This window comes from Luteibacter yeojuensis, assembly GCF_000964085.1.
GTDB lineage: Bacteria > Pseudomonadota > Gammaproteobacteria > Xanthomonadales > Rhodanobacteraceae > Luteibacter > Luteibacter yeojuensis_A.
The window spans coordinates 42,437-64,337 of the sequence record NZ_JZRB01000009.1 but is presented as its reverse complement, the minus strand read 5'-3'; the positions used below and the strand labels follow the sequence as shown (position 1 = coordinate 64,337).

Sequence of the window (21,901 nt, the reverse complement as noted above, 5' to 3'; positions counted from 1 at the left end):
CCCACAGGAGGGGGGCGGGGGGTTAGGGGTGGGTGGATGGTGGCATTTGGGTGGCCGAGAGCACTTGCTCGATGGCCGCCACGACCACTTCGGGCCGGATGCCCACCACTTCGTCGCGGTAGCGGTCGGCGAACACGCGCACGGCCCGCCCGCCGGAGGAATGGCCGACGAGCACGTACGGTGGTTTCACCCCGGCGGCCGCGAGTGCGGCGTGGATGTCCGCGACATCGTTGGCCGGCGTGTTCGGTCGCGTGGCGGGGTCGCTGAAGCCCAGGCCGGCGCGGTCGTACGAGCATGTGGCGTGGTGTTCGCTGACGGCCGGCTGCACGAGCGCCCACGCCCGCGTGCTGTCGCTGAGGCCCGCATCGAAGATGACGGTGGGCGAGCCGCTGCCACGGCAGTACAGGTTGATCCGCCGGCCATGGCCGACGTCGACGAGGCGCGCCGCATGCGTGTACGCGGCATCGCTGACGACCGGCGCGGCGGGTGCGGGTAGTGCGCTGGCGGCGGCCAGAAGGAACGCCAGCACGCGCCTCACGCCGCCATGTGCTGCAGGATCGCCACCGCGTACACCGCCGTCGCGACGAAGCCGGCCACGAAGGCCAGGGTACGCACCACGGGGATGGCCAGGCTGTAGGCGAGCACATGCACCAGCCGGGCGAAGAAGTACGCCTTCGCTGCCATCAGCGTGTTGGGGGAGGTCGCACCGACCATCACCGCGATGATCACCAGCGGGGCGAACACAACCAGGTTCTCAGCGGCGTTCGCGTGTGCCGCGCGGGCACGTTCCGCCCAGGCGGGGTCGGGGCGCGTGGCGTGGTCGGGCGTGCCGAAGGCGGCCCAGGGCCCGTGCCGCACGATCCGGGCCAGCACGTAGGGCACCCAGATGATGCCGGTAAGGACGCAGGTGTAGACGAGCCAAAGCAGGTCGGGGGACATCGGCATTCCTGTAGGCGGTGGGTGTGGGGGCACTCTACGCGCGATCGGCGCCGGCCCCTAGCGCCGCGAACGACACCGATAGTGGCATTTGCGCCACGGTGACCATGGCGCCCGGGCGTGAGGTAAGCTCGCCGGGTCGCCATTGGCCCACCGGGGAGCGTGCCATGACCGTCACCATCACCGCGTTCGAGCGTTCGCCCGATGGCGGCAGGGGCCTGGCCCGCGATACTCGCGTGCGCTGGGCACTGGAGGAAGTGGGCCAGGACTACGACATCCGCCCGCTCACCTTCCCGGCGATGAAGGAGCCGGCGCACATCGCGCGCAGCCCCTTCGGCCAGATCCCCACGTACGAAGACGACGACCTGGTCCTCTTCGAATCCGGCGCCATCATCCTGCACCTCGCCGACAAGCACGGCCATCTGCTGCCCAGGGACGAAGACGCACGCAGCCGCGCCATCATGTGGATGTTCGCGGCGGTGAACAGCGTGGAACCGCCCATCCTCGACCTGCAGTGCGCGCGCTTCGCCGAAGGCGACCAGCCGTGGGCCGAGCAACGCTTGCCGCTGGTGATGGACCGCATCCGCCAGCGCCTGGCACAGCTCTCCGCGCGGCTGGGCGATGACGAATGGCTCGATGGCGAGTTCAGCGCCGGCGACCTGATGATGGTCTCGGTGCTACTGCGCCTGAAGATGTCGGGCATCCTCAACGAGTTCCCGAACCTGGCGGCGTACGTGGCGCGTGGTGAAGCACGGCCCGCGTACCAGAGGGCGTTTGCTTCGCAGGTGCCGAAGGACGGCGGTTGAGCGCCGCGTCGCGCTATTGGCGAAGCAGCTTGATCTAGAGCCATGCGTTAGCGAGCGATCTTCGATAGGCCATTTCGTCGAGGATCGCCGCGATGTAGGCAAAGAGCGGGTCCCAATCGCCGCTAAGCTCCACGGTTCGGAACAGCAGGGTTGATGTCCCGCCATCACGATGGAAGTATTCGTAAAGGGGGAGCGTGCGCTGGGGTGGGGTGGTGCCGCCAAGGATGATCGTATTGAAAAGCCAGCGAGCCGCTCGGCCGTTGCCGTCGACGAATGGATGGATATTGCAGATCGCGAGCATTGCGGCCGTCGATCTGACGAAAAGAGGGACATTCGCTCGATGCAACCACTGCCAAAGACATGTGAGAGCAGGCATAACGTCGGGCCATGGCGGAAACGCTACGGTAGACCCGTCGGTACCTCGCGTGCCGACCGCGACACGTCGTACGCCCTGAGATTTCGAATCGCTTGCGCGGTTGACCCCGCTCAATACATCGATGAATTGTGCAGAGCTCGAAAGAGTAGGTCCCAGTAAGCGTTGACCAAGCAAACTTAGCGCCTGACCTGACATAAGCGAGTGCGGGTGCCAGGCGATGGTCTCGGGCGACGTGGTCGTCGACGGTGTCGATGCGAGCGGATGTCGATTTGCAATCCAAAACTCATCGTGGCTGGGTGGTACCCATGTATTAACGGGATCCGAGGCTCTCCAAGCCGGAATTCGGCTGAAGGAACGAAGTGCCCTATCGGCCTTGGAGAGGTGTACCTGCGCGCAGGAGAGCATGCTGGGAAGTGCTATGACCTTCGTGAGGCGAGTCGTCACTGCGTCGGGCATGAGTAGAGTGCCCAGCCCTGTTCGGGCTGGGCACTGCTCCTATTTGCAATGGGTGAATCTGAAGATGCCGGGTTCCAACGACTTTCGGATGCTGGCTCTATGAGCCAAGGCGTCACTGAGTCCGGGAAGAAACAAGGCCGTTGCAGCTCGGTTATGCCCGTCGGGCGGGGAGAGGTCGATGACGTCGTCCTTGTTCCATGCAAACACCACGAGCTGTCCGAGGGGCCGTATTCCACCGTCAGCGTCGGGTGGCTCCCACCCGGCAGCGGTTACGTCAGTGGTGGAAATAAGATTTACCTGCGGAGCGGCGCCGACATCGTACAAGAACCAATACGAAGCATCAGGCCCAGGGCCAGTCAGGCGTAGGGCGATGTCAGATGCGAAGACGCGTCGTCCGAGGTGAACGAAATCCACCTTCCAATCATGATTGCTCGAATGCTCGTAGTGCGCATTCGAGTAATCGCAAGGCAAGGGTGGCGGCGTGATCAGGCTAGACGCAGCGACAATCCAGTGGGCGAAGTACATATTCGCTACCACTCGTTGAAGCCGAGGTTTGCAGCGGCCGCCTGGTACTCAGCGATCCAGGGTGAGTTCCAGTCGGTGAAGTTCGTCCCGCCATGATGCTTCAACTCAACGTAATACTCGAACGAGATATGCCAAGGAATCTCGCCCGAATTATGCTTCTCAGAATACCGCGGACCATATCCTTCAACGTCACGATACATCGCCTTGATCTGATCCGACCGGCTATTGATGTTCAGGTCGTTATGTCGCTCGGCCCAGGTCTTCGGGCCGTACTGGAAAATACCAATATGCGTGGGGTTTCGGAAATTGGTGCCGAGCGACGTCTCGTAGAATGCTTGTCGAACCAGAATGCCGGCATAGTCCGATCGAATTCCTCTCGCTTGGGCATAGTCGAGAATCTCGGAGGCGAGCGCCACCTGCTCATGGTTGAGCAGGGCGCGCGTCGTGAACGGGATGCCGCCGGGCGTCTTATGCTGGTACTTCGGCCTCTTGTCCTGCGAGGACTCAGATCCGCCATCTCCGTTGCCCGCACCACCGCCGCCAGCGCCATCGCCGCCACCGCCGCCACCGTTGCCGTCGCCGGCAATGCCGCCAGAGGGGTCGTCGGGGTCGGTGGGGATGCTCGGAGGTTCCGGGACGTTCGGGCCAGGGAGCAGGGTCGTGTGTTGTCCGCCAGCAATGAGATCGCGGTCTTCCTTAGTGAGCTTTTGCATGAATGTGCTTCCTTGATGGACGCCAAGGCCCCAATGCCTTGGCGCGAACGTCCGCGCGCGTACTTGGCGCGAAGTTCAAGGAAGCGTAGACATGCCGCTGCTCCACCGATGTCGGGGAATTCTGTCAATCGTTGAAGGCGTACGCCGCGACGTCGTGTAAGCCTTTCTTGATGTTGACGCGATCAAGGCGTCCGAAGCTTGACTTGATTTTATGGTCGGTGCTATCGCGCCTGAAGATGTCAGGCATCCTCCACGAGTTCCCGAACCTGGCGGCATACGTGGCGCGTGGTGAAGCGCGGCCGGCGTACCAGCGGGCGTTTGCTTCGCAGGTGCCGAAGGACGTGGCTTAAGCCACGCCGCAGTTCGACGCATCCACGGCCTCGTCGCCGTGGCTATCCCGATACGCCTCGCCCCACGCACGCATCGACAAGAGAATCGGGATCAACGTCTTCCCGAATTCCGACATCTCGTATTCCACCTTTGGCGGTACTTCCGGGTAGACGTGCCGCGTGATGACGCCATCGGCTTCCAGTTCGCGTAGCTGGTTCGTCAGCATCGATTGCGTGGCGTTGGGCACCAGCCGCGTCAGTTCCATGAAGCGCTTCTTGCCTTCGATGAGGTGGAACAGCACCACCGGCTTCCACACGCCGCCGATGACCGACAACGTCACCTCGACGGCGCAGCCGCTTTTCCCGTCCCAGCGTTTGGCGCGCATCGCATACTCCTGAAAACCATAGTACCTATGAAATATCGTCGTTCTTGTGACGATCAAGGTACGACCCTAGCATGGTTGCATCTCGCAAACACTGAGGCTTGGCCATGACGTTCAAAGCACTGCTCACCCGCAAGGACGGTGACACCGTGTCGACCCAGGTGGTCGATTTCGAGGAAGCAAACCTGATGGAGGGCGATGTCCTCGTGCAGGTCGAGTACTCCACGCTCAACTACAAGGATGCGCTCGCGCTGACGAACACGCGCCCGGTCATCCAGCAGTTCCCGCTGATCCCGGGCATCGATTTCTCGGGCGTGGTGCTCGAGTCGGGCAACCCGGGCTTCAAGGCGGGCGACCGCGTGGTGCTTAACGGCTGGCACCTGAGCCAGACGCACCATGGCGGCCTGGCCCAGCGTGCGCGCGTGCGCGGCGAGTGGCTGGTGAAGATCCCGGATACGCTCAGCACCCGCGACGCCATGGCCATCGGCACGGCGGGCTACACGGCGATGCTGTGCGTGCTAGCGCTGGAGCATGCGGGCGTCACGCCCGACAAGGGCGATATCCTGGTCACCGGGGCGAACGGTGGCGTGGGTTCCATCGCGCTGGCGATCCTGTCGAAGCTGGGCTACCGCACGGTGGCCGCCACGGGCCGCCCGGAGCATGCGGATTACCTGCGTGCGCTGGGCGCCGCCGACATCGTCGACCGCAAGACCCTCTCCGAACCGCGTGAGGCGCCGCTGGGCAAGGAGCGCTGGGCCGGCGTCGTCGATGCCGTCGGCAGCCACACCCTGGCCAACGCCATCGCGGAAACAAAATACCGCGGCGCCGTCGCCGCCTGCGGTCTCGCGCAGGGCACCGACCTGCCGACCACCGTGCTGCCCTTCATCCTCCGCAACGTGACCCTGGCCGGCATCGATTCCGTGAACGCGCCGCAGCACGCACGCCAGGAAGCCTGGGACCGCCTCGGCACCGACCTGGACCTGGACAAGCTCAACAGCACCGTGCAACTCATCGGCCTGGCCGAGGTGCTGGATGTCTACGAAGACATCATCCCGGGCAAGGTGCGCGGGCGTATCGTGGTTGACGTTAACGCGTAGCGCGCTTTGTTGTTTATCTGTGGGTCTGCATCGCCCTCTTGTGGGAGCGCGCTTGCGCGCGATCGCGCGCAAGCGCGCTCCCACAGGGTCGTTGGCACGTCAGCTTCGCGGCGCTAGCAAGGGCGACAAGCGATCCGCTGCCTTTGGTAACCGTACGAGATGCGGATAGCGAGCACCGCCGCTGTACACCAGCCGCACGTCGTGCTTCTCCCCATCTAGCTCGAACGTAAGCGCCAACGGCGTAGTCACCGTCGCTCGCACCGCGTCCAGCAAACCCTTCGTCGAAAACGCCTGCCCGTTCACCGCCGTGATCATGTCGCCAGGCGCCATGCCTGCCTTGAACGCCGGGCTATCCCAGACGACGCCACGGACGCGCCCCTTGGCATCCACCGCCAGGCCCACGGAGTACGCCAGGTTCGTGGCGCCACTTTCCTTCTCGTCCTGCAGGAAGGTGTCGGTCGCTGTATCGGTATACGCCAGCGCCCAGCCAAGCCGCGCCAGCCCGTCGAGCACGCGCGCATCCTTTGCCTGCAGCCGTTCCGTGAGGTACGCCCGCCAGTCGACCGATGGCGCCACCTTCGCGAGTGCCGCGCACACATCGTCGAAGGTGTAGGTCGAGACATTCCCGGGCTTGCCATGCACCGCGAAGAACGCATGGGCGAAGGCATCGATGGGTGCCTTGGACGCGACATCGAGCCACAGCATCACGCCTTCGCCGTAGTAATCCTTGCGCCGCTGCCATTCCGGCCACACGGTGTTGCGGCCGGTGACATAGATCGGGTCATTCGTGGTGTCGGCCAGCGGCTTCCACGCCCGCCCGGCATGGATCTGCACGGCGGCCGCATCCAGCGCGAGCTTGTCCAGCGTCTGTTGCACGGTGCGCATGCCGCTGCGTGCCGCGAGCACGCGGCCCCAGAATTCCGTCTGGCCTTCGTACACCCATAGCAGGCTGTTGCGGCTGGGCACGTTCGGCGTGGGGATCCACAGGTCGGCCGGCTGGCGCCAGCGGCCGTTCCACGCGTGCACGTGCTCGTGCGCGATGAGGTCAAGATTGTTGAGCTGGTCGGCCGGTTCGCGCAGGTAGTTCGCGGGCAGGTAGATCTCCGCCGAGCTGGCGTGTTCGATGCCGCCGGCGGAGAAGTTGTCGTCCAGCACCACCAGGCCGTCGAAGTGCGCGTAAGGTGGCGGGCCCATCACGGCGCGCGTTTCGCGCACCAGCTTGCGTAGCTTGCCGACAGCGTCTGGTGCGACGGGCAGATCGGCTGGGTCGGTGGCGATCAGGTCCAACTGCATGGCCGGCTGGTTCGGGTCGCCCAGCGGTACGCGTTGGATATGCCGCGCGGCGAAGGCCGGTGAATCGAGCAGCGTTTCCAGCGTCGTTTCCGCGAAGCGCGTGGTGGTGCCGCTGGTGCCCGAAGCGGTAAGCGAGGTCGCGACCGAAAGGCCCCCGGGCACCTTAAGGCTCGCCTGCACGGGGATGTTCCGTGCGAACCAGCCCGCCGGGTACACAAGCAGGCGTTGCCACGCCACGTTGACGAGGTCGTCGCGGATCAGCGCGTCGTCCGCCCGCGTGATGAACTGGAAGTCCACCACCAGGTTTGCCGCGCCGGGCGGCACGTCCACGTGGAAGGCGTGCATGTCGACGGGGTCGCGTTCCCACGCGACAGGCTGGCCACCGGCGGTGACCACCAGGCCGGCAAGGTTCGCCGCCGAGACGGTTCGGCCGTGGCTCGAGAGTTCCCACTCCGGGTAGAGGAGGGTCACCGGCCCCGGCTGCACGGGCAGCGTTTCGTGGATGCGGAAGATTTTCTGCACGGTGTCCGTCGCGTCCACCGCCAGTTCGATGTGGCCGGGGAACGCGTGGTCGACCGGAGCAGGGATGGTTGATGCGAAGGGTGTGTACGTGGGGCCGTCGGTGGCTAGCGCGGCGAAAGGGCAGGCGGCGAGCCAAAGGCACGCGGCAAGACGGATCTTCAACGGCGTTTCTCCCGACGGGACGCCTCGGCCCCGTCAGCGTGGAATTCGATGGCCACGACGGCACCGTTCGCATCCCGTGCCACATGGATGAAGTCGGTGCCGTCGCCGGCGTAGTAGAGGATGTCGCCCTGCGCGGTGACCAGGCCTTTGGTCGGGCCGCCGCTGCGCCGGATGCGCAAGGTACCGCCCTGCACGGTGATGACGTGCTGGCTGCCGTCGCCGATGTCATAGCTGCCAGCCACGGATGCCAGTGCCGTCGAAGACCACGTGGCAGGCGTGAATGTGGGGTAGGGCTTCCCGATCGCCAACGCGGCGATGCGGCGGGCGAGGGCGCGCGCGGGGACCGCCGGCGCATCGGAGTTTTCGAGAACGGCCACGCTGGTGTCTTTACCGGGTATATAAACGTAGTGCGCGGTGAAACCTTCGATGCCGCCCGAATGTTCGACCACCGGCGTACCGCGCAGCGTGCCCGGCACCGTGCCGAGGCCGTACGGGAGCATGGTGTCGCCCACGCGCGCCGGCGTAGCCATGGCCTTGAACACCGACGGCCACGGGGCTGCGGCCGTCGCGAGCTGGTGCGGCAGCAGCGCGACAGCGCGCGCATCCGCCGTGAGTGAGCCGGCGGCACCGGGGCCGGCGATGCTGTAGAGCACCGGCCGCGCCAGCTTGCCGTCGGCGCCAACTGTGTAGCCGGCCGCGAGGCCCGGTATCACCGCGGTGTCGCCGTGGTACCCCATCGTGGGGATGCCGAGCGGCTGGAGCACCAGGGCTCGCTCGGCCTCGTCCCACGGCTTGCCCGTGATCTTCTCGAGGATCGCGCCCAGCACCATGTACCCCGAGTTGCTGTAGCTCCAGTCGGTGCCGGGTGCGAAGCCGGGCTTTGCCTTGCCGATCAGTGCCAGTCGCGCCGGCGTATCCAATACGTCGGTGAGTGGCGCCTCCCATTCATCGCTGACGCCCGAGGTGTGGTTGAGCAGCTCGCGCACGGTGATGGCCGTCGCGTTGGGAAACGTAGGCAACCACGTGGCGATCGGCTTGTCGATATCCAGCCGGCCGTCGGCAGCCAGGCGCAGGATGGCGGCGGCGGTGACGGTCTTCGTGATCGAGCCGATGCGGAACTGCGTGGCCGGCGAAAGCGCCGCGCCGAGCTCGACGCTGGCGAAGCCGCGCGAGGCTTCATAGGTCACGGCCGAGCCCTGCGTCACGACTACCGCGGCCCCCGGCCCATCATTCGGTATAGCAGCGAGAAGGGCATCCGCCTGCGCGCGCCAGGCAGGCTTCGGAGCCGTTACCGCCATAACGGGAAGGGCGAGGAGCGCCGCCGTAGCTAGCAAGAATCCATTCGTGCGCATGGTGTCCTCTCAGCGATGGGTAGCGGCATGATCGCACCATTCGCTCGAGGTTGAGATGGATCTCACGAGTCGCCGTCTGCTGTATGAATGGGCGATTTTACGGGTGGCGCTCGTTTCATCGAGTCGCCCTAGGATGGCGATTGTTTTCCTGACCCGTGAGCAACATGCTCGTTGATTATCTCGAAACGATCCGGCACCGGATCGAGAAAGATCCTGCGTTCGCCAAGGCATTGCTCACCCCCGATACCGCAACGCCTCCACCAGCAACGAAAGCGCCGGCGAGCCCTGTCGGCGGTTAGGGTAGTAAAGGTGGTAGCCGTCGAACGGCTCGCACCACTTTTCCAGCACGCGCACCAGCGTGCCCTCGGCCAGGTGCGGTAGCACCAGGTCCTCCGGCACCCATGCCAGGCCCAGCCCGCGCAGTGCCGCGCCCAGCATCTGCGTGCCGTTGCTGACGACAAGCTGGCCGTCGACGCGCACCTTCACGTCGCGCCCGCCGCGGGTGAAGTCCCACACGGCGAGGCCACCATGCGTCGGCAGCCGCAGGTTGATGCAGTTGTGCGCGGTGAGGTCCTGCGGGGTCTTCGGCGGCTTGCGGCCGTCGAAATACGATGGCGCCCCGACCACGGCCATGCGCATGTCGGGCCCGATGCGCACCGCGATCATGTCCTTTGCCACCTGCTCGCCGAGGCGGATGCCGATGTCGAAGCGCTCGGCGACGATGTCGATCATGCCGTAGTTCACGTCCACGTCGACCGAGATATCCGGGTACCGCGGCAGGAAGGTTTCAAGCACCGGCCAGATGATGGTGTTGGCCGCGTGCTCGGCCGTGGTGATGCGCAGCTTGCCGGCGGGCTTTTCGCGCAACTCGCCGAGGGCGTCCATCGCCTCCTCGATCTCGTCGAGGCGGGGCCCGACCGACACGAGCAGCCGCTCGCCTGCCTCGGTGGGGGAGACGCTGCGCGTGGTGCGGGTGAGCAGCCGCACGCCCAGCCGCGCCTCGAGCCCGCGCACCGTGTGGCTCAACGCCGACTGCGAGGTGCCGAGTTTCGCCGCGGCGCGTGTGAAGCTGCGTTCGCGGGCGACGGCGATGAAGGCGATGATGTCCTGGATATCCTTGCGCATGGTCATTTATATCAGGATTTCATAAGCCCTAGCTTAGTGATGTGGCTAGTTCACCAGCGGGCGTGGGCCTACATTGGGTGTCTACCTTCCCCAATGCCCCCTTCCACGAGGTGATTTATGCAGAAGCGCACGCTAGGCAACAGCGGGCTGGATGTCTCCGCCATCGGCTTTGGCTGCATGGGCCTGAACTTCGGCTACGGCACGGTGACGCCGGAGGCCGAGGCCATCGACCTCATCCGCGCCGCGTTCGATCGCGGCGTGACGTTCTTCGACACGGCCGAGGTGTATGGCCCGTTCACCAACGAAGTGGTGGTGGGCAAGGCGTTGGCGCCGATCCGCGACCAGGTGGTGATCGCCACGAAGTTTGGCTTCGCCATCGATGCCGATGGCAAGCAGCAGGGGCTGGATAGCCGCCCGGAACATATCAAACAGGTGGCCGATGCCTCTCTGAAGCGCCTGGGCATCGACACCATCGACCTGCTGTACCAGCACCGCGTGGACCCGAACGTGCCCATCGAGGAGGTGGCGGGGGCGGTGAAGGACCTCATCACCGCGGGCAAGGTGCGCCACTTCGGCCTCTCGGAGCCGGGCGTGGAAACCATCCGCCGCGCGCACGCGGTGCAGCCGGTGGCCGCGCTGCAGAACGAGTATTCGTTGTGGACGCGCACGCCGGAGACCAACGGCATCCTGGCCACGTGCGAGGAGCTGGGCATTGGCCTGGTGGCCTACAGCCCGCTGGGCAAGGGCTTCCTCACGGGCGCCATGAACAAGGAGACGCCGATCGGCGAAGGCGATTTCCGCAAGATCCTGCCGCGCTTCACGCCCGAGGCCATGCAGGCGAACCAGGCACTGGTGGACCTGCTGCAGGCCATCGCGAAGGACAAGGCCGCGACGCCCGCCCAGGTGGCACTGGCATGGCTGCTTTCGCGCAAGCCGTGGGTGGTGCCTATCCCGGGTACCACCAAGCGCCACCGGATGGAGGAGAACGTGGCGGCGGCCGGGCTGGTGCTGTCCGCGCAGGATCTTGCGCACATCGAGGCGGCCGCCGCCGCCATCGAGGTGACGGGTGAGCGTTACCCCGAGCACCTGGCGAAGCTGCTGGGCCGGTAAGGGTTTGTGCGCGGGTAGGCACTTTTAATGTGACGTACGTCTCAATTACTATCGCGTCCGGCCGATAACCGACTATCGGCCGGCTTTTGGTCGACGTAATGGACGACAGGGGCGTCAGGCCTATCGCGACGAGATGACAGGGGCTGGGGGGCGGTAGCCGGCAGGGCCGGGCCGTTAAATGAACCACACGAGTGCGCGACCACCAACCGCCCCGCGCGGCCTGAGGTGGCGCCGCCGTGCATGCGTTCGCCAGTGCCACCTGCGCATGCCGTTGCCGGCCCCCAAGCGGGGGCAAGGCGGTTGCCGCTGTACGTCCGGCCTCTCATGAGAGAACAGGACGCACTTCGCAATGAACCACATCTACCGCCTCTGCTGGAACCGTACCCTCAAGGCCTGGGTTCCGGCCTCGGAACTTGCGAAGAGCAACACCGGCGGGGTGCAGCGCAGCCCGCTCGGCCGCCGCGCCCTCCTGCTCTGCTTCCTGTCGGCCTCGCTTGGCATGACGGGGCTTGCCCAGGCCGCGAACGCGCCGGGCGGCGGCCAGGTGGTGGCGGGCTCGGGCTCAATCAACCAGGTGGGCAACACGACCACCATCCAGCAGGGCAGCCAGAAGCTGTCGATCAACTGGCAGACCTTCGACATCGGCGCCGACCAGACGGTCAACTTCGTGCAGCCGGGCGCCAGCGCCATCGCGGTGAACCGCGTGCTGGGCAACAGCGGCAGCGAGATCTTCGGCCACCTCAACGCCAACGGCCAGGTGTGGCTCATCAACCCGAACGGCGTGCTGTTCGGCAAGGATGCCCAGGTGAACGTGGGCGGCATCGTCGCATCCACGCTCGACCTGGCCGATGACGGCTCGGCATCGGGCACGGTGCGCTTCGCCGGTAACGGCCGCGGCAAGGTGGTGAACCAGGGCAGCATCACGACGGCGGCGGGCGGCTATGCCGCGCTGCTCGGCAACGACGTATCGAACCAGGGCGTGATCCGCGCGCAGCTGGGCACGGTGGCGCTCGCCGGCGGCACCGCGGTGACGCTCACGTTCGCCGACAACCACCTGATGCACCTGGTGGTGGACGAAAACACCGTGCGGAGCCTGGTGGAGAACCGCCACCTCATCGTCGCCGATGGCGGCACGGTGCTCATGACCGCAGGCGCCCGCGCCTCGCTGGTGGCCAGCGTGGTGAACAACACCGGCGTGGTGCAGGCCCAGGCGGTGCAGGAGCACAACGGCACCATCACCCTGCTGGGTGGCATGGAGGCGGGCACCGTCCAGGTGGGCGGTACGCTCGATGCCAGCGCCCCCACGGGTGGCAACGGCGGCCTCATCGAAACCTCGGCGGCGCACTTCGAGCTCGCCCATGACGCGGCCATCCGCGCGTCCGCGCCGAAGGGCGCGGCGGGCACCTGGCTGGTCGATCCGGTCGACCTGACCATCGACGCGGCCGCCGCGTCGACCATCTCAAGCACGCTCAACAGCGGCACCAATGTGACGGAGACGACGACGGCCACCACCGCGTCGGGCCCCGGCACGCAGGCGCCTGGTAACGGCGATATCAACATCAACGCCGCCGTCAGCTGGAACAACGCCGCCGCCACCTTCCAGCTGGATGCGTTCCGCAACATCAACGTGAACGCGGGCGTCACCGGTACCGGCGGCATCGTGATGAACGCGCCGAACGGCACGCTGGCCATCGGCAATGCCGGTGGCCTTTCCGCGGGCGCGGGCGCGAAGCTGCAGGCCAGCAAGTTCACCAACAGCGCGGGCGCCGGCGCGCTCGGCAGCAACTGGAAGCTTTACACGGTTAACCCGGCGGCCAACACGCTGGGCGGCCTGGCCCCCAACTTCATCCAGTACAACGCCAACACCAGCTCGACGCTGGCCGGCACCGGCAATGCGCTGGTGTACTCGGTGGCGCCGACGGTACAGATCACCGGGCTAACCGGCACGGCGGCCAAGGTATACGACGGCGGCACCTCGGGCACCATCGGCACGTCGAACATCACCGCCACGGGCCTGCTCGGTGGCGATACGGTCGCCTCCGCCACCGGCACCTGGGCATCGGCCGACGTGGCGACGGGTATCAATGTCACCTCGCCCTCGTCGATCGGCAACATCGCCATCACCAACAACGGTGCCACCGTTTACGGCTACACGCTGGGCGGCGCGCCGGTCACGGCCGCCATCGGCCAGGTGACGCCGAAGCAGCTGACGGCCTCCATCGTGGGCAACCCCACCAAGGTGTACGACGGCACCACCACCGCCACCCTGTCGTCGTCGAACTACCAGATCGACGGCTTCATCGGCAGCGACGGCGCCACGGTGAAGCAGCCCAGCTCCATCGCCTACGCGGGCTCGGATGCAGGCGTGGAGGCGGTCAACGCGACCTTCTCGGTGACGAACTTCACCGCCACCGGCAGCACCAAGCTGTCGAACTATGCGCTGCCCACCGCGGCGACGGGCCTGGGCTACATCAACCAGGCGCCGCTGCTGATCAGCGGGCTGCTGGCCAACAACAAGACCTACGACGGCACCACCAACGGCTCGGTGAACACCAGCGGCGCCAAGCTGTTCGGCGTCATCGCGCCCGATTCGGGCCAGGTCACGCTCGACAGCAGCGCGGCCGTCGGCACGTTCTCGCAGGCCAATGTGGGCAATGGCCTCGCCGTGTCGCTTTCCGGCTTCGTGCTCAATGGCGCGAAGAAGAACAACTACGTGCTGACCCCGCCCACGAACCTCACGGCGAACATCACGCGCAAGACGCTGAGCGTGGCCAGCGGTTCGGTCACGGTTGGCAACAAGACCTACGACAACACCACGGCGGCCACGCTGAACACGGCCGCTGGCCGCCTCAGCGGCGCCATCGCCGGCGATGACGTGAGCCTGGCCACGGCCGGCGCCACGGCGCGCTTCAGCCAGGCCAACGTGGGCAACAACCTGACGGTGACCGCCACGGGGTTTGGCCTGGGCGGCACCGCCGCCGGCAACTACGCGCTGAACCAGCCGACGTTCGTGGCCGCGATCACGCCCGCCGTGCTCACCATCACCATGCGTGGCACGCCCGAGAAGACCTACGACGGCACCAACGCCGTCACGCTCGGTGCCGCCAACTTCACCATCGCCGGCTTCATCGGCACGCAAAGCGCCACGGTGGCCCAGAGCTCCGCCACCTACGCCAGCGCCAACGCCGGCAACGGCATCGATGTCACCGCCCGCCTGCAGCCGTCCGACTTCACGCCGGCGTCGGGCACCCTCATGTCGAACTACACGTTCGTGCCGACGGTGCTGGGCTCGGGCCTTGGCAAGATCGACCCGCTGCAGCTGACCGGCCAGGTCGTCAACAACCCGACCAAGGTGTACGACGGCACCACCACCGCGGCGCTCGCTGCGAACAACCTGGCCCTGAACGGCTTCGTCCCGGGCGAGGGCATCAACGCCAGCTTCGGCGGTACTGTCGCCGGCGCGTACGACAGCAAGGATGCCGGCGCACGCGGCGTGACGCTGGGCTCGGTGGCTGCGGGTAACTTCACCGCGGCCAACGGCACGCTGCTGTCGAACTACCTGCTGCCCACCACCTGGACCGGCTCGGGCACGATCACGCCTGCGCCGCTCACCGGCTCGTTCGTGCTCAACGCGGGCATCGTCAACGCCACCAAGGTGTACGACGGCAGCACCAGCATCACTCTCAACAGCAACAACTTCACGCTCAGCGGCTTCGTCAACGGCGATAGCGCGGTGGTGAACGATGGTATCCAGGGCACGTTCGGCCAGAAGAACGTCGGCACCAACGTGCCGCTCTCCGCGCAGCTGGCGATCACCGACCTCACGGGTACCAACGGCACGACGCAGCAGGAGCTGGGCAACTACCAGATCAACACGCCGGTGCTCGGCGTGGGCAACATCACGCCGGCCGCGCTGGTGGTGTCGATCACCGGCACGCCGACCAAGGTCTACAACGGCTCGACGGCCGTGGCGCTGACCTCGGGGAACTTCACCATCGGTGGCTGGGCCAGCAACGAGGGTGGCTCCATCAACCCGACCGCGACGGCGGGCTACGATTCGGCCAACGCGGGTGCGCGTACCGTCACGGCACAGCTCACCCCGGGTAACTACCTGGCCAACAACGGCACCCTGCTGTCGAACTACACGCTGGCCACCAGTGCGCAGGGCCCCGGGCAGATCAACCAGGCGCCGCTGTTCATCACGGGCATCTTCGCCAATAGCCGCACGTACGTGTCGGGCTCGACCACCGCGACGCTCAACACCGGCAATGCCCGCCTGGCCGGCCTGGTCGACAGCGACGCGGGCGACGCCAGCAAGGTGGCGGCGAACTTCAGCGGCGTGACCGCCAACTTCGCCACCGCCAACGCGGGCAACGGCGTCGCCGTGACGGCGACGGGCTTCGCCATCACCGGTTCGCAGGCCGCCAATTACCTGCTGCAGCCGATCACCGGCCTCAGCGCGAACATCAACAAGGCCACCCTGACACTCAGTGGCATCACGGCCAACAACAAGGTCTACGACGGCAACGCCAACGCGGCGCTGACCATTGCCGGCAACGCCGCCCTCAGCGGCGTACAGGGCAGTGACGTCGTCGGGTTCGACGGCACCAACGCCAAGGGCACCTTCATCACCGCCAACGCCGGCGATAACCTGGGCGTGACGGTCACCGCGTTCTCGCTCACGGGCGGCAGCGCCAGCAACTACGCGCTCACCCAGCCGGCCGGCCTGAAGGCGACGATCAACCCGGCCCCGCTCACCGCCGTCATCATCGGCAGCCCGACCAAGATCTACGACGGCACCAACTCGGCCACGCTCACCGCCGCCGATTACCGCCTCGACGGTTTCGTGGGAGCCGATGGCGCCACGGTGCCGCAGTCGGCGACCGCGAATTACACCACCAAGAACGTCGGCACCGGCCTGGGCGTGGAATCCACGCTGGTCACCTCCGACTTCCTCGCCAACGCGGGTACCAACCTCGCGAACTATGCGCTGCCGTCCACGGGTGCCGGCAACAACGGCATCATCCAGCCCAAGGCCATCGACCTCACCGGCAGCCGCGTGTACGACGGCACCACCACGGGCGCAGGTTCGCTGTTTGGCGTGCTGCAGGGCGTGAATGGCGAAACCCTGGGTGCCACGGGCAGCGGCACGCTTTCCAGCAAGAACGTGGGCAACCGCTGGTCGTTCAGCAGCCTGGGCAGCCTGGCCCTCACCGACGGTGGCAACGGCGGCCTGGCCAGCAACTACACGCTCGTCGGCGGCACCGATTGGGTGACGATCACGCCGCGCGCGCTGTCCGCCACCTTCACCGCCACGGACAAGACGTACGACGCCACCACCAACGATGTGCTCACCAATGCCGCCCTGACCACGGATAACGGCACGTCGGGCCTGGTCGCGGGCGACGACGTGGTGCTGAACAACGCCACCGTGGGCAAGTTCGATACCAAGAACGTCGGCACCAACAAGCTGGTGACCGGCAGCATGACGGTCGGCGGCGCCGACGCCGGCAACTACACCTTCACCAACGGCACGGCGCGGGCGGCGATCAACGCGCTGCACATCACCGCCACGGCCACGGGCGCCAACAAGCAGTACGACGCCACCGTGAACGACCCCGGCGCGACCGTGGCCAGCGCCGGCGTCATCGCCGGCGATACCGTCAACTTCATCTACGGCTCGGCCACGTTCAGCGACAAGGACGTGGGCAACGGCAAGACGGTGACCGTCACGGGTGTCAACAAGAACGGCACCGATGCGGGCAACTACGTCATCGACAACACCACGCTGACCACCACGGCGAATATCACGCCGCGCGTCATCAACCTCACCGGCACGCGGGTCTATGATTCGACGACCCACGCCGATGCCGGTCTCTTCACCACGGGCGGGCTGATCAACACGGGCTTCGGTGGCGAGTCGCTGGCGATGAGCGGCAGCGGCAACCTGGCTGACAAGACCGTCGGCAACAACAAGACGTTCTCTCTCGGCACCCTCGCGCTGGGTGATGGCAACAACGGTGGGCTTGCCAGCAACTACACCCTCATCGGTGGCACCGACAAGCTCACGGTGACGAAGGCGGCGCTTACCTACGCCTTCACGGCGGCAGACAAGGTCTATGACCGCACGACCGCGGCCACGATCAGCAACCAGACCCTGACGGGCTTGTTCGCCGGGGACACCATCTCGATCATCAACCCCAATACCGCGCACTTCTCGGACAAGAACGTCGGCAACAACAAGACCGTCACCGGCGACATGACGTTTAGCGGTACCGATATCGGCAACTACAACGTCACGGTCCAGACGGCGCAGGCCAGCATCACGCCGGCCACGATCACCGTGGGGGCGCAGGGCGTCAACAAGGTCTACGACGGCACCACGGCTGCCACCACGCTGCTGAGCAGCGCGGGCGTCAAGGCGGGCGACACGGTGAACTTCGCTGGCACCAGTGTGTTCGACACCAAGGATGTGGGTAACGGCAAGAACGTGGCGGTCAGCGGCGTCAACGCCAGCGGCACCGACGCCGGTAACTACACGCTTGCCAATACGACGGCCAGCACCACCGCCAACATCACGCCGTACATCATCAACCTGCACGGCACGCGCGTTTACGACGGCAGCACGGTCGTGGCCTCGGGCCTGTTCGGCAGCAACGGCACGCTCAACGGCGTGGCGGGCGAGCAGGTCATGCTGACCGGCAGCTCCACCGTGGCCAACAAGAACGTAGGCATCAACAAGGGGTTTGCTGGTGCGACGGACATGGCCCTGCAGGGCGTGAACGGTTCGCTGGGCAGCAACTACGCGATCGGCACGTCCAGCCTCGACATCACCCAGCGCGCGATCACTGGCGCGATCACGGCTGACAACAAGGTCTACGACAGCACGCGCACGGCAACGACCCATGGCACGCTCACGGGCGTGCTCAATGGCGATACCGTGGCGTTCATCACCGGTGGTACGTTCGGCGACAAGAACGTGGCCAATGGCAAGCAGGTGAGCCTTGCCAGTTCGCTGGGTGGCGCCGACAGTGGCAACTACAGCTACACGGCCAATGCCACGACGACGGCGAACATCACCCCGCTAGGCATCAACGTGGTCGCCACGGCGGCGGACAAGACCTACGACACCACCACCTCCGCGCTGCTCACGGGCCTTGCGAGCCAGGGCGTGCTGGCCGGCGACCAGGTGCACTTCACGGCGGCCTCGGCGGATTTCAACGACGCGAACGTCGCCAACGGCAAGACGGTCAACGTCGTTGGCATTGCCAAGAGCGGCGCGGACGCGAACAACTACACCATCAATACCACCGCGCAAACGCTGGCGAACATCACGCCGGTGGTCCTCAATCTGTCGGGTACGCGCGTTTACGACGGCAGCACGGGCGCGGCCGCTGGCCTGTTCGGCAGCAATGGCGTCATCGCTGGTATCGCGGGGCAGACCGTGAACCTGGTGGGCGCCGGCATGCTCGGCGACAAGAACGTGGGGAACAACAAGCCCTTCGCCAGCCTGGGTACGCTGGCCCTGCAGGATGGTGGCAATGGCGGCCTGGCGCAGAACTACACGCTGGTCGGGGGGCTGGATTCGCTGACGGTCACGCCCAGGGCGTTGACGGCCACGAGCACGGCGCTGAGCCGCGATTACGACGGCACCAACCTTGCGGCGCTCAGCGGCTCGGCGCTGTCGGGCCTTATCGCAGGCGACGACGTCGCGCTGGGTAACGCCACGGTGGGCACGTTCCAGGACAAGTCGGTCGGGGCAGGCAAGGATGTCACCACGAACATGACGATCTCGGGTGGCGATGCCAGCAACTACCTGTTCACGCAGCCGTCCAACCTCTTCGCGAACATCAACCCGCTGGCCATCACGGTGGCCGTTGCGGCCGCGGACAAGAACTACGACACCACGAGCAATGCCGTCCTCACCTCGATCGGTAGCAACGGCGTGCTTGGCAGCGATGATGTGAACTTCACGTACGGCTCGGCCATGTTCTCCGATGCCAACGCGGCCAACGGCAAGACCGTCGCGGTCACGGGTATCGCGAAGAACGGCCAGGACGCGGCCAACTACGTCATCAACACCGTCGCGCAGACCACGGCGAATATCCTGCCGCTGGTCCTTGATATCTCGGGCACGCGTGTCTACGACGGCACCAACGGCGCCGCCGCGGCGCTGTTCGGCAACCACGGTGTGATCACCGGTATCGCGGGCCAGACGGTGCAGCTGGTGGGCAGCGGCACGGTGGGCGACAAGCACGTGGGTAACAACAAGGCCTTCACCAGCCTGGGTACGCTTGCGTTGCAGGATGGCAGCAACGGTGGGCTCGCCCAGAACTACACGCTGGTCGGTGGCACGGATGACCTCACCATCACGCCGAAGACGGTGGCAGTGGCAGGTGCCGTCGCGAACAAGGTGTACGACACGACGGCGGACGCCACGGTCACCTCGCTGACCAGCGGTGGCGTGGTATCGGGCGATGACATCACGTTCGCGTCCTCGGCGGCGATGTTCGGTGATGCGCATGCCGCCAACGGCAAGACGGTGACGATCTCGGGCATCACGGCCAGCGGCCAGGATGCCGGTGACTATGCCTTCGCGGCGAGCACCACGGCGCTCGCGGACATCACGCCCTACGTGCTCGACCTCGCCGGTACGCGCATCTACGACGGTAGCGTCGACGCCGCGGCCAGCCTCTTCGGCAACAACGGCGAGCTGGCCGGGCTGAATGGCCAGACCCTGAACCTCAGTGGCACGGGCCATGTCGCCGACAAGAACGTGGGCACCCACAAGGCCTTCGCGAACCGCGGCACGCTGGCGCTGGCCGACGGCAATGGTGGCCTGGCCAGCGATTACACGCTGGTGGGCGGCAACGACACGCTGAGCATCACGCCCAAGGCGATCGACGTGGTGGCCACGGCGGGCAACAAGGTCTACGACACCAGCACGGGCGCGACGGTCACGTCGCTTACCAGCCAGGGCGTGGTGGCCGGCGATAGCGTGGCCTTCACCGCCGGCGGCGCGACGTTCGGTGATGCCAACGTGGCCAACGGCAAGACGGTCACCGTGACCGGCCTTGCCGCGGGCGGCACGGACGGCGGCAACTACGTGCTCAACAGCACCACGGTGGCCGCGCTGGCCAACATCACGCCCTATGTGCTCGACCTGGCTGGCACGCGGATCTACGACGGCAGCGTCGACGCCGCCGCCGACCTGTTCGGCAACCACGGCGTGCTGGCCGGCCTGAACGGCGAGACGCTCAACCTTTCCGGCACGGGCCATGTCGCCGACAAGAACGTGGGCGCGCAGAAGGCGTTCGCCAACCTCGGTACGCTGGCGCTGGCGGATGGCGGCAACGGCGGCCTGGCAGGTAACTACACGCTGGTCGGCGGCAACGATACGCTCAGCATCACGCCGAAGGCCCTGGGTGCCACGGCCACGGCGAACGACCGCGTCTACGACGGCGGCACCGTGGTGGGCCTCTCCGGCGCGGCCCTGGTCGGGCTCGTGGCGGGCGACCAGGTGACGCTGGGCAACGCGGCGCAGGGCACGTTGCAGGACAAGAACGTGGGTACCGGCAAGGCCGTGGCCACGCACATGACGGTGGCTGGCGCCGACGCGGCGAACTACACGTTCACCACGGCGACGGGCCTCACTGCCAACGTCACGCCCAAGTCGATCCTGGTCAGCGCCACGGCCGGGGACAAGGTGTACGACACCGGCACGCGCGCCACGGTCACGTCCCTGGGTAGCCAGGGCGTGGTCGCCGGCGACGTGGTGGCCTTCGGGTACGGCTCGGCGAACTTCAGCGACGCCAACGCCGCCACCGGCAAGGCGGTGCTCGTGGCCGGCCTGACCAAGATGGGCGTGGATGCCGGCAACTACGTGCTCGGCAGCACCACCACCACGACCACGGCCAGCATCACCCCGTATGTGCTCGACCTCACCGGCACGCGCGTCTACGACGGCACGGTGGATGCCGCGGGCAGCGTGTTCGGCCAGGGCGGCGTGCTGGCGGGCCTCAACGGTGAAACGGTCAGCGTGGCCGGCACCGGCCACGTGGCCGACAAGAACGTGGGCAACGGCAAGGCCGTCACGTCGCTCGGCTCGCTGGCGCTGGTGGATGGCGGCAACGGTGGCCTCGCGGGCAACTACACGCTGCTCGGTGGCAACGACACGCTCACCATCACGCCGCGTGCCATCACGGTGGATGCCACCGGCACCAACAAGATGTTCGACGGCAATACGCTCGACGTGGTGACGCTGGGCGCGAACAACGTGGTGCCGGGCGACGTGCTGCAGTTCCTCATGGGCGGCGCCAACTTCGACACCGCGAACCTCGGCACCGGCAAGCCGGTGCTGGTGACCGGGCTGGCGCTGGGCGGTGCCGATGCAGGCAATTACACCCTGACCAGCACCACGGCGATGACCCAGGCGGATATCACCGGCGCCCGTGGCCCGGATTTCGGCATCGACCAGGGCGTGGTCGCGCAGGCGTATGCCGTCACGGGCCGCGCGGTGCTGCCGACGCCGTATGGCCTGGCCGACGACGACACCGTGGGCATCTACACCGGTAACAACAAGAAGTGGCACCGCCAGGTGGAACGCAACCGTTCGCGCGACGACTTCACTTCGGGCATGGCCCTGAAGGTGGTCGACGGCGGCGTGCGCATGCCGGCGCAGGTGCAGTAACCGCATGACCCACGCACGCATTCCCA

The 21,901-nt window shown here is 66.4% G+C and carries 12 protein-coding genes; 4 read left to right on the top strand and 8 right to left on the bottom strand.

Annotated features, from left to right (window positions below; translation table 11 throughout):
• Window positions 1-22 precede the first annotated feature (22 nt).
• Both VI08_RS05175 and VI08_RS05170 read right to left on the bottom strand, forming a co-directional pair.
• Window positions 23-529, bottom strand: a complete 507-nt coding sequence (locus VI08_RS05175; protein WP_052697702.1) for an alpha/beta fold hydrolase — start codon at window positions 527-529, stop codon at window positions 23-25.
• 5 nt (window positions 530-534) lie between these two features.
• Window positions 535-939 carry an MAPEG family protein gene (locus VI08_RS05170; RefSeq protein ID WP_045828494.1) on the bottom strand — a complete coding sequence of 135 codons (405 nt, stop codon included), beginning with the start codon at window positions 937-939 and terminating at the stop codon, window positions 535-537.
• A gap of 164 nt (window positions 940-1,103) precedes the next feature.
• Between VI08_RS05170 and VI08_RS05165 the strand changes: the two genes are divergently transcribed.
• Window positions 1,104-1,742: a glutathione S-transferase family protein gene (locus VI08_RS05165; RefSeq protein ID WP_045828493.1), complete on the top strand. Its 639-nt coding sequence runs from the start codon at window positions 1,104-1,106 to the stop codon at window positions 1,740-1,742.
• 34 nt (window positions 1,743-1,776) lie between these two features.
• Here the strand turns inward: VI08_RS05165 and VI08_RS22350 are convergent, their stop codons facing one another.
• The 3 genes from VI08_RS22350 to VI08_RS05145 all read right to left on the bottom strand — a co-directional run bounded on the left by VI08_RS22350 (window position 1,777) and on the right by VI08_RS05145 (window position 4,527).
• Window positions 1,777-2,313 carry a Fic family protein gene (locus tag VI08_RS22350; RefSeq protein WP_269745825.1) on the bottom strand — a complete coding sequence of 179 codons (537 nt, stop codon included), beginning with the start codon at window positions 2,311-2,313 and terminating at the stop codon, window positions 1,777-1,779.
• A gap of 791 nt (window positions 2,314-3,104) precedes the next feature.
• Window positions 3,105-3,812, bottom strand: a complete 708-nt coding sequence (locus VI08_RS05155) for a hypothetical protein (RefSeq protein ID WP_045828491.1) — start codon at window positions 3,810-3,812, stop codon at window positions 3,105-3,107.
• Window positions 3,813-4,158: 346 nt separating this feature from the next.
• Window positions 4,159-4,527, bottom strand: a complete 369-nt coding sequence (locus tag VI08_RS05145; protein WP_045828490.1) for a winged helix-turn-helix transcriptional regulator — start codon at window positions 4,525-4,527, stop codon at window positions 4,159-4,161.
• Window positions 4,528-4,631: 104 nt separating this feature from the next.
• Here VI08_RS05145 and VI08_RS05140 point away from each other — a divergent pair, with 104 nt between their 5' ends.
• The gene (locus VI08_RS05140) at window positions 4,632-5,621 is read left to right on the top strand and encodes an MDR family oxidoreductase (RefSeq protein WP_045828489.1); all 990 of its coding nucleotides are present in this window, start codon (window positions 4,632-4,634) and stop codon (window positions 5,619-5,621) included.
• A gap of 99 nt (window positions 5,622-5,720) precedes the next feature.
• Here the strand turns inward: VI08_RS05140 and VI08_RS05135 are convergent, their stop codons facing one another.
• The 3 genes from VI08_RS05135 to VI08_RS05125 all read right to left on the bottom strand — a co-directional run bounded on the left by VI08_RS05135 (window position 5,721) and on the right by VI08_RS05125 (window position 10,081).
• A complete protein-coding gene (locus VI08_RS05135) occupies window positions 5,721-7,598 on the bottom strand; it encodes a PDZ domain-containing protein (protein ID WP_045828488.1) in 1,878 nt (625 codons plus the stop codon).
• Complete coding sequence (locus VI08_RS05130) at window positions 7,595-8,896, bottom strand: serine hydrolase domain-containing protein (RefSeq protein WP_269745824.1); 1,302 nt, start codon at window positions 8,894-8,896, stop codon at window positions 7,595-7,597. Before VI08_RS05130 ends, VI08_RS05135 begins: the two co-directional genes overlap by 4 nt.
• A gap of 288 nt (window positions 8,897-9,184) precedes the next feature.
• Complete coding sequence (locus VI08_RS05125) at window positions 9,185-10,081, bottom strand: LysR family transcriptional regulator (RefSeq protein WP_045828486.1); 897 nt, start codon at window positions 10,079-10,081, stop codon at window positions 9,185-9,187.
• A 111-nt stretch (window positions 10,082-10,192) separates the two neighbouring features.
• Between VI08_RS05125 and VI08_RS05120 the strand changes: the two genes are divergently transcribed.
• Both VI08_RS05120 and VI08_RS05115 read left to right on the top strand, forming a co-directional pair.
• Window positions 10,193-11,185 (top strand): aldo/keto reductase, encoded by a 993-nt coding sequence (locus VI08_RS05120; protein ID WP_045828485.1) that lies wholly within the window; start codon window positions 10,193-10,195, stop codon window positions 11,183-11,185.
• Between the two features lie 349 nt (window positions 11,186-11,534).
• Complete coding sequence (locus VI08_RS05115; protein ID WP_045828484.1) at window positions 11,535-21,875, top strand: YDG domain-containing protein; 10,341 nt, start codon at window positions 11,535-11,537, stop codon at window positions 21,873-21,875.
• The last annotated feature ends 26 nt before the right edge of the window (window positions 21,876-21,901 follow it).

Excerpts from the sequence above, each read along its gene's own strand:
- VI08_RS05165 (WP_045828493.1), top strand. The coding sequence starts at position 1,104 with ATGACCGTCACCATCACCGCGTTCGAGCGTTCGCCCGATGGCGGCAGG.
- VI08_RS05170 (WP_045828494.1), bottom strand. The coding sequence starts at position 939 with ATGTCCCCCGACCTGCTTTGGCTCGTCTACACCTGCGTCCTTACCGGC.
- VI08_RS05115 (WP_045828484.1), top strand. The coding sequence starts at position 11,535 with ATGAACCACATCTACCGCCTCTGCTGGAACCGTACCCTCAAGGCCTGG.
- VI08_RS22350 (WP_269745825.1), bottom strand. The coding sequence starts at position 2,313 with ATGTCAGGTCAGGCGCTAAGTTTGCTTGGTCAACGCTTACTGGGACCT.
- VI08_RS05140 (WP_045828489.1), top strand. The coding sequence starts at position 4,632 with ATGACGTTCAAAGCACTGCTCACCCGCAAGGACGGTGACACCGTGTCG.
- VI08_RS05120 (WP_045828485.1), top strand. The coding sequence starts at position 10,193 with ATGCAGAAGCGCACGCTAGGCAACAGCGGGCTGGATGTCTCCGCCATC.
- VI08_RS05145 (WP_045828490.1), bottom strand. The coding sequence starts at position 4,527 with ATGCGCGCCAAACGCTGGGACGGGAAAAGCGGCTGCGCCGTCGAGGTG.
- VI08_RS05130 (WP_269745824.1), bottom strand. The coding sequence starts at position 8,896 with ATGGCGGTAACGGCTCCGAAGCCTGCCTGGCGCGCGCAGGCGGATGCC.
- VI08_RS05125 (WP_045828486.1), bottom strand. The coding sequence starts at position 10,081 with ATGACCATGCGCAAGGATATCCAGGACATCATCGCCTTCATCGCCGTC.
- VI08_RS05155 (WP_045828491.1), bottom strand. The coding sequence starts at position 3,812 with ATGCAAAAGCTCACTAAGGAAGACCGCGATCTCATTGCTGGCGGACAA.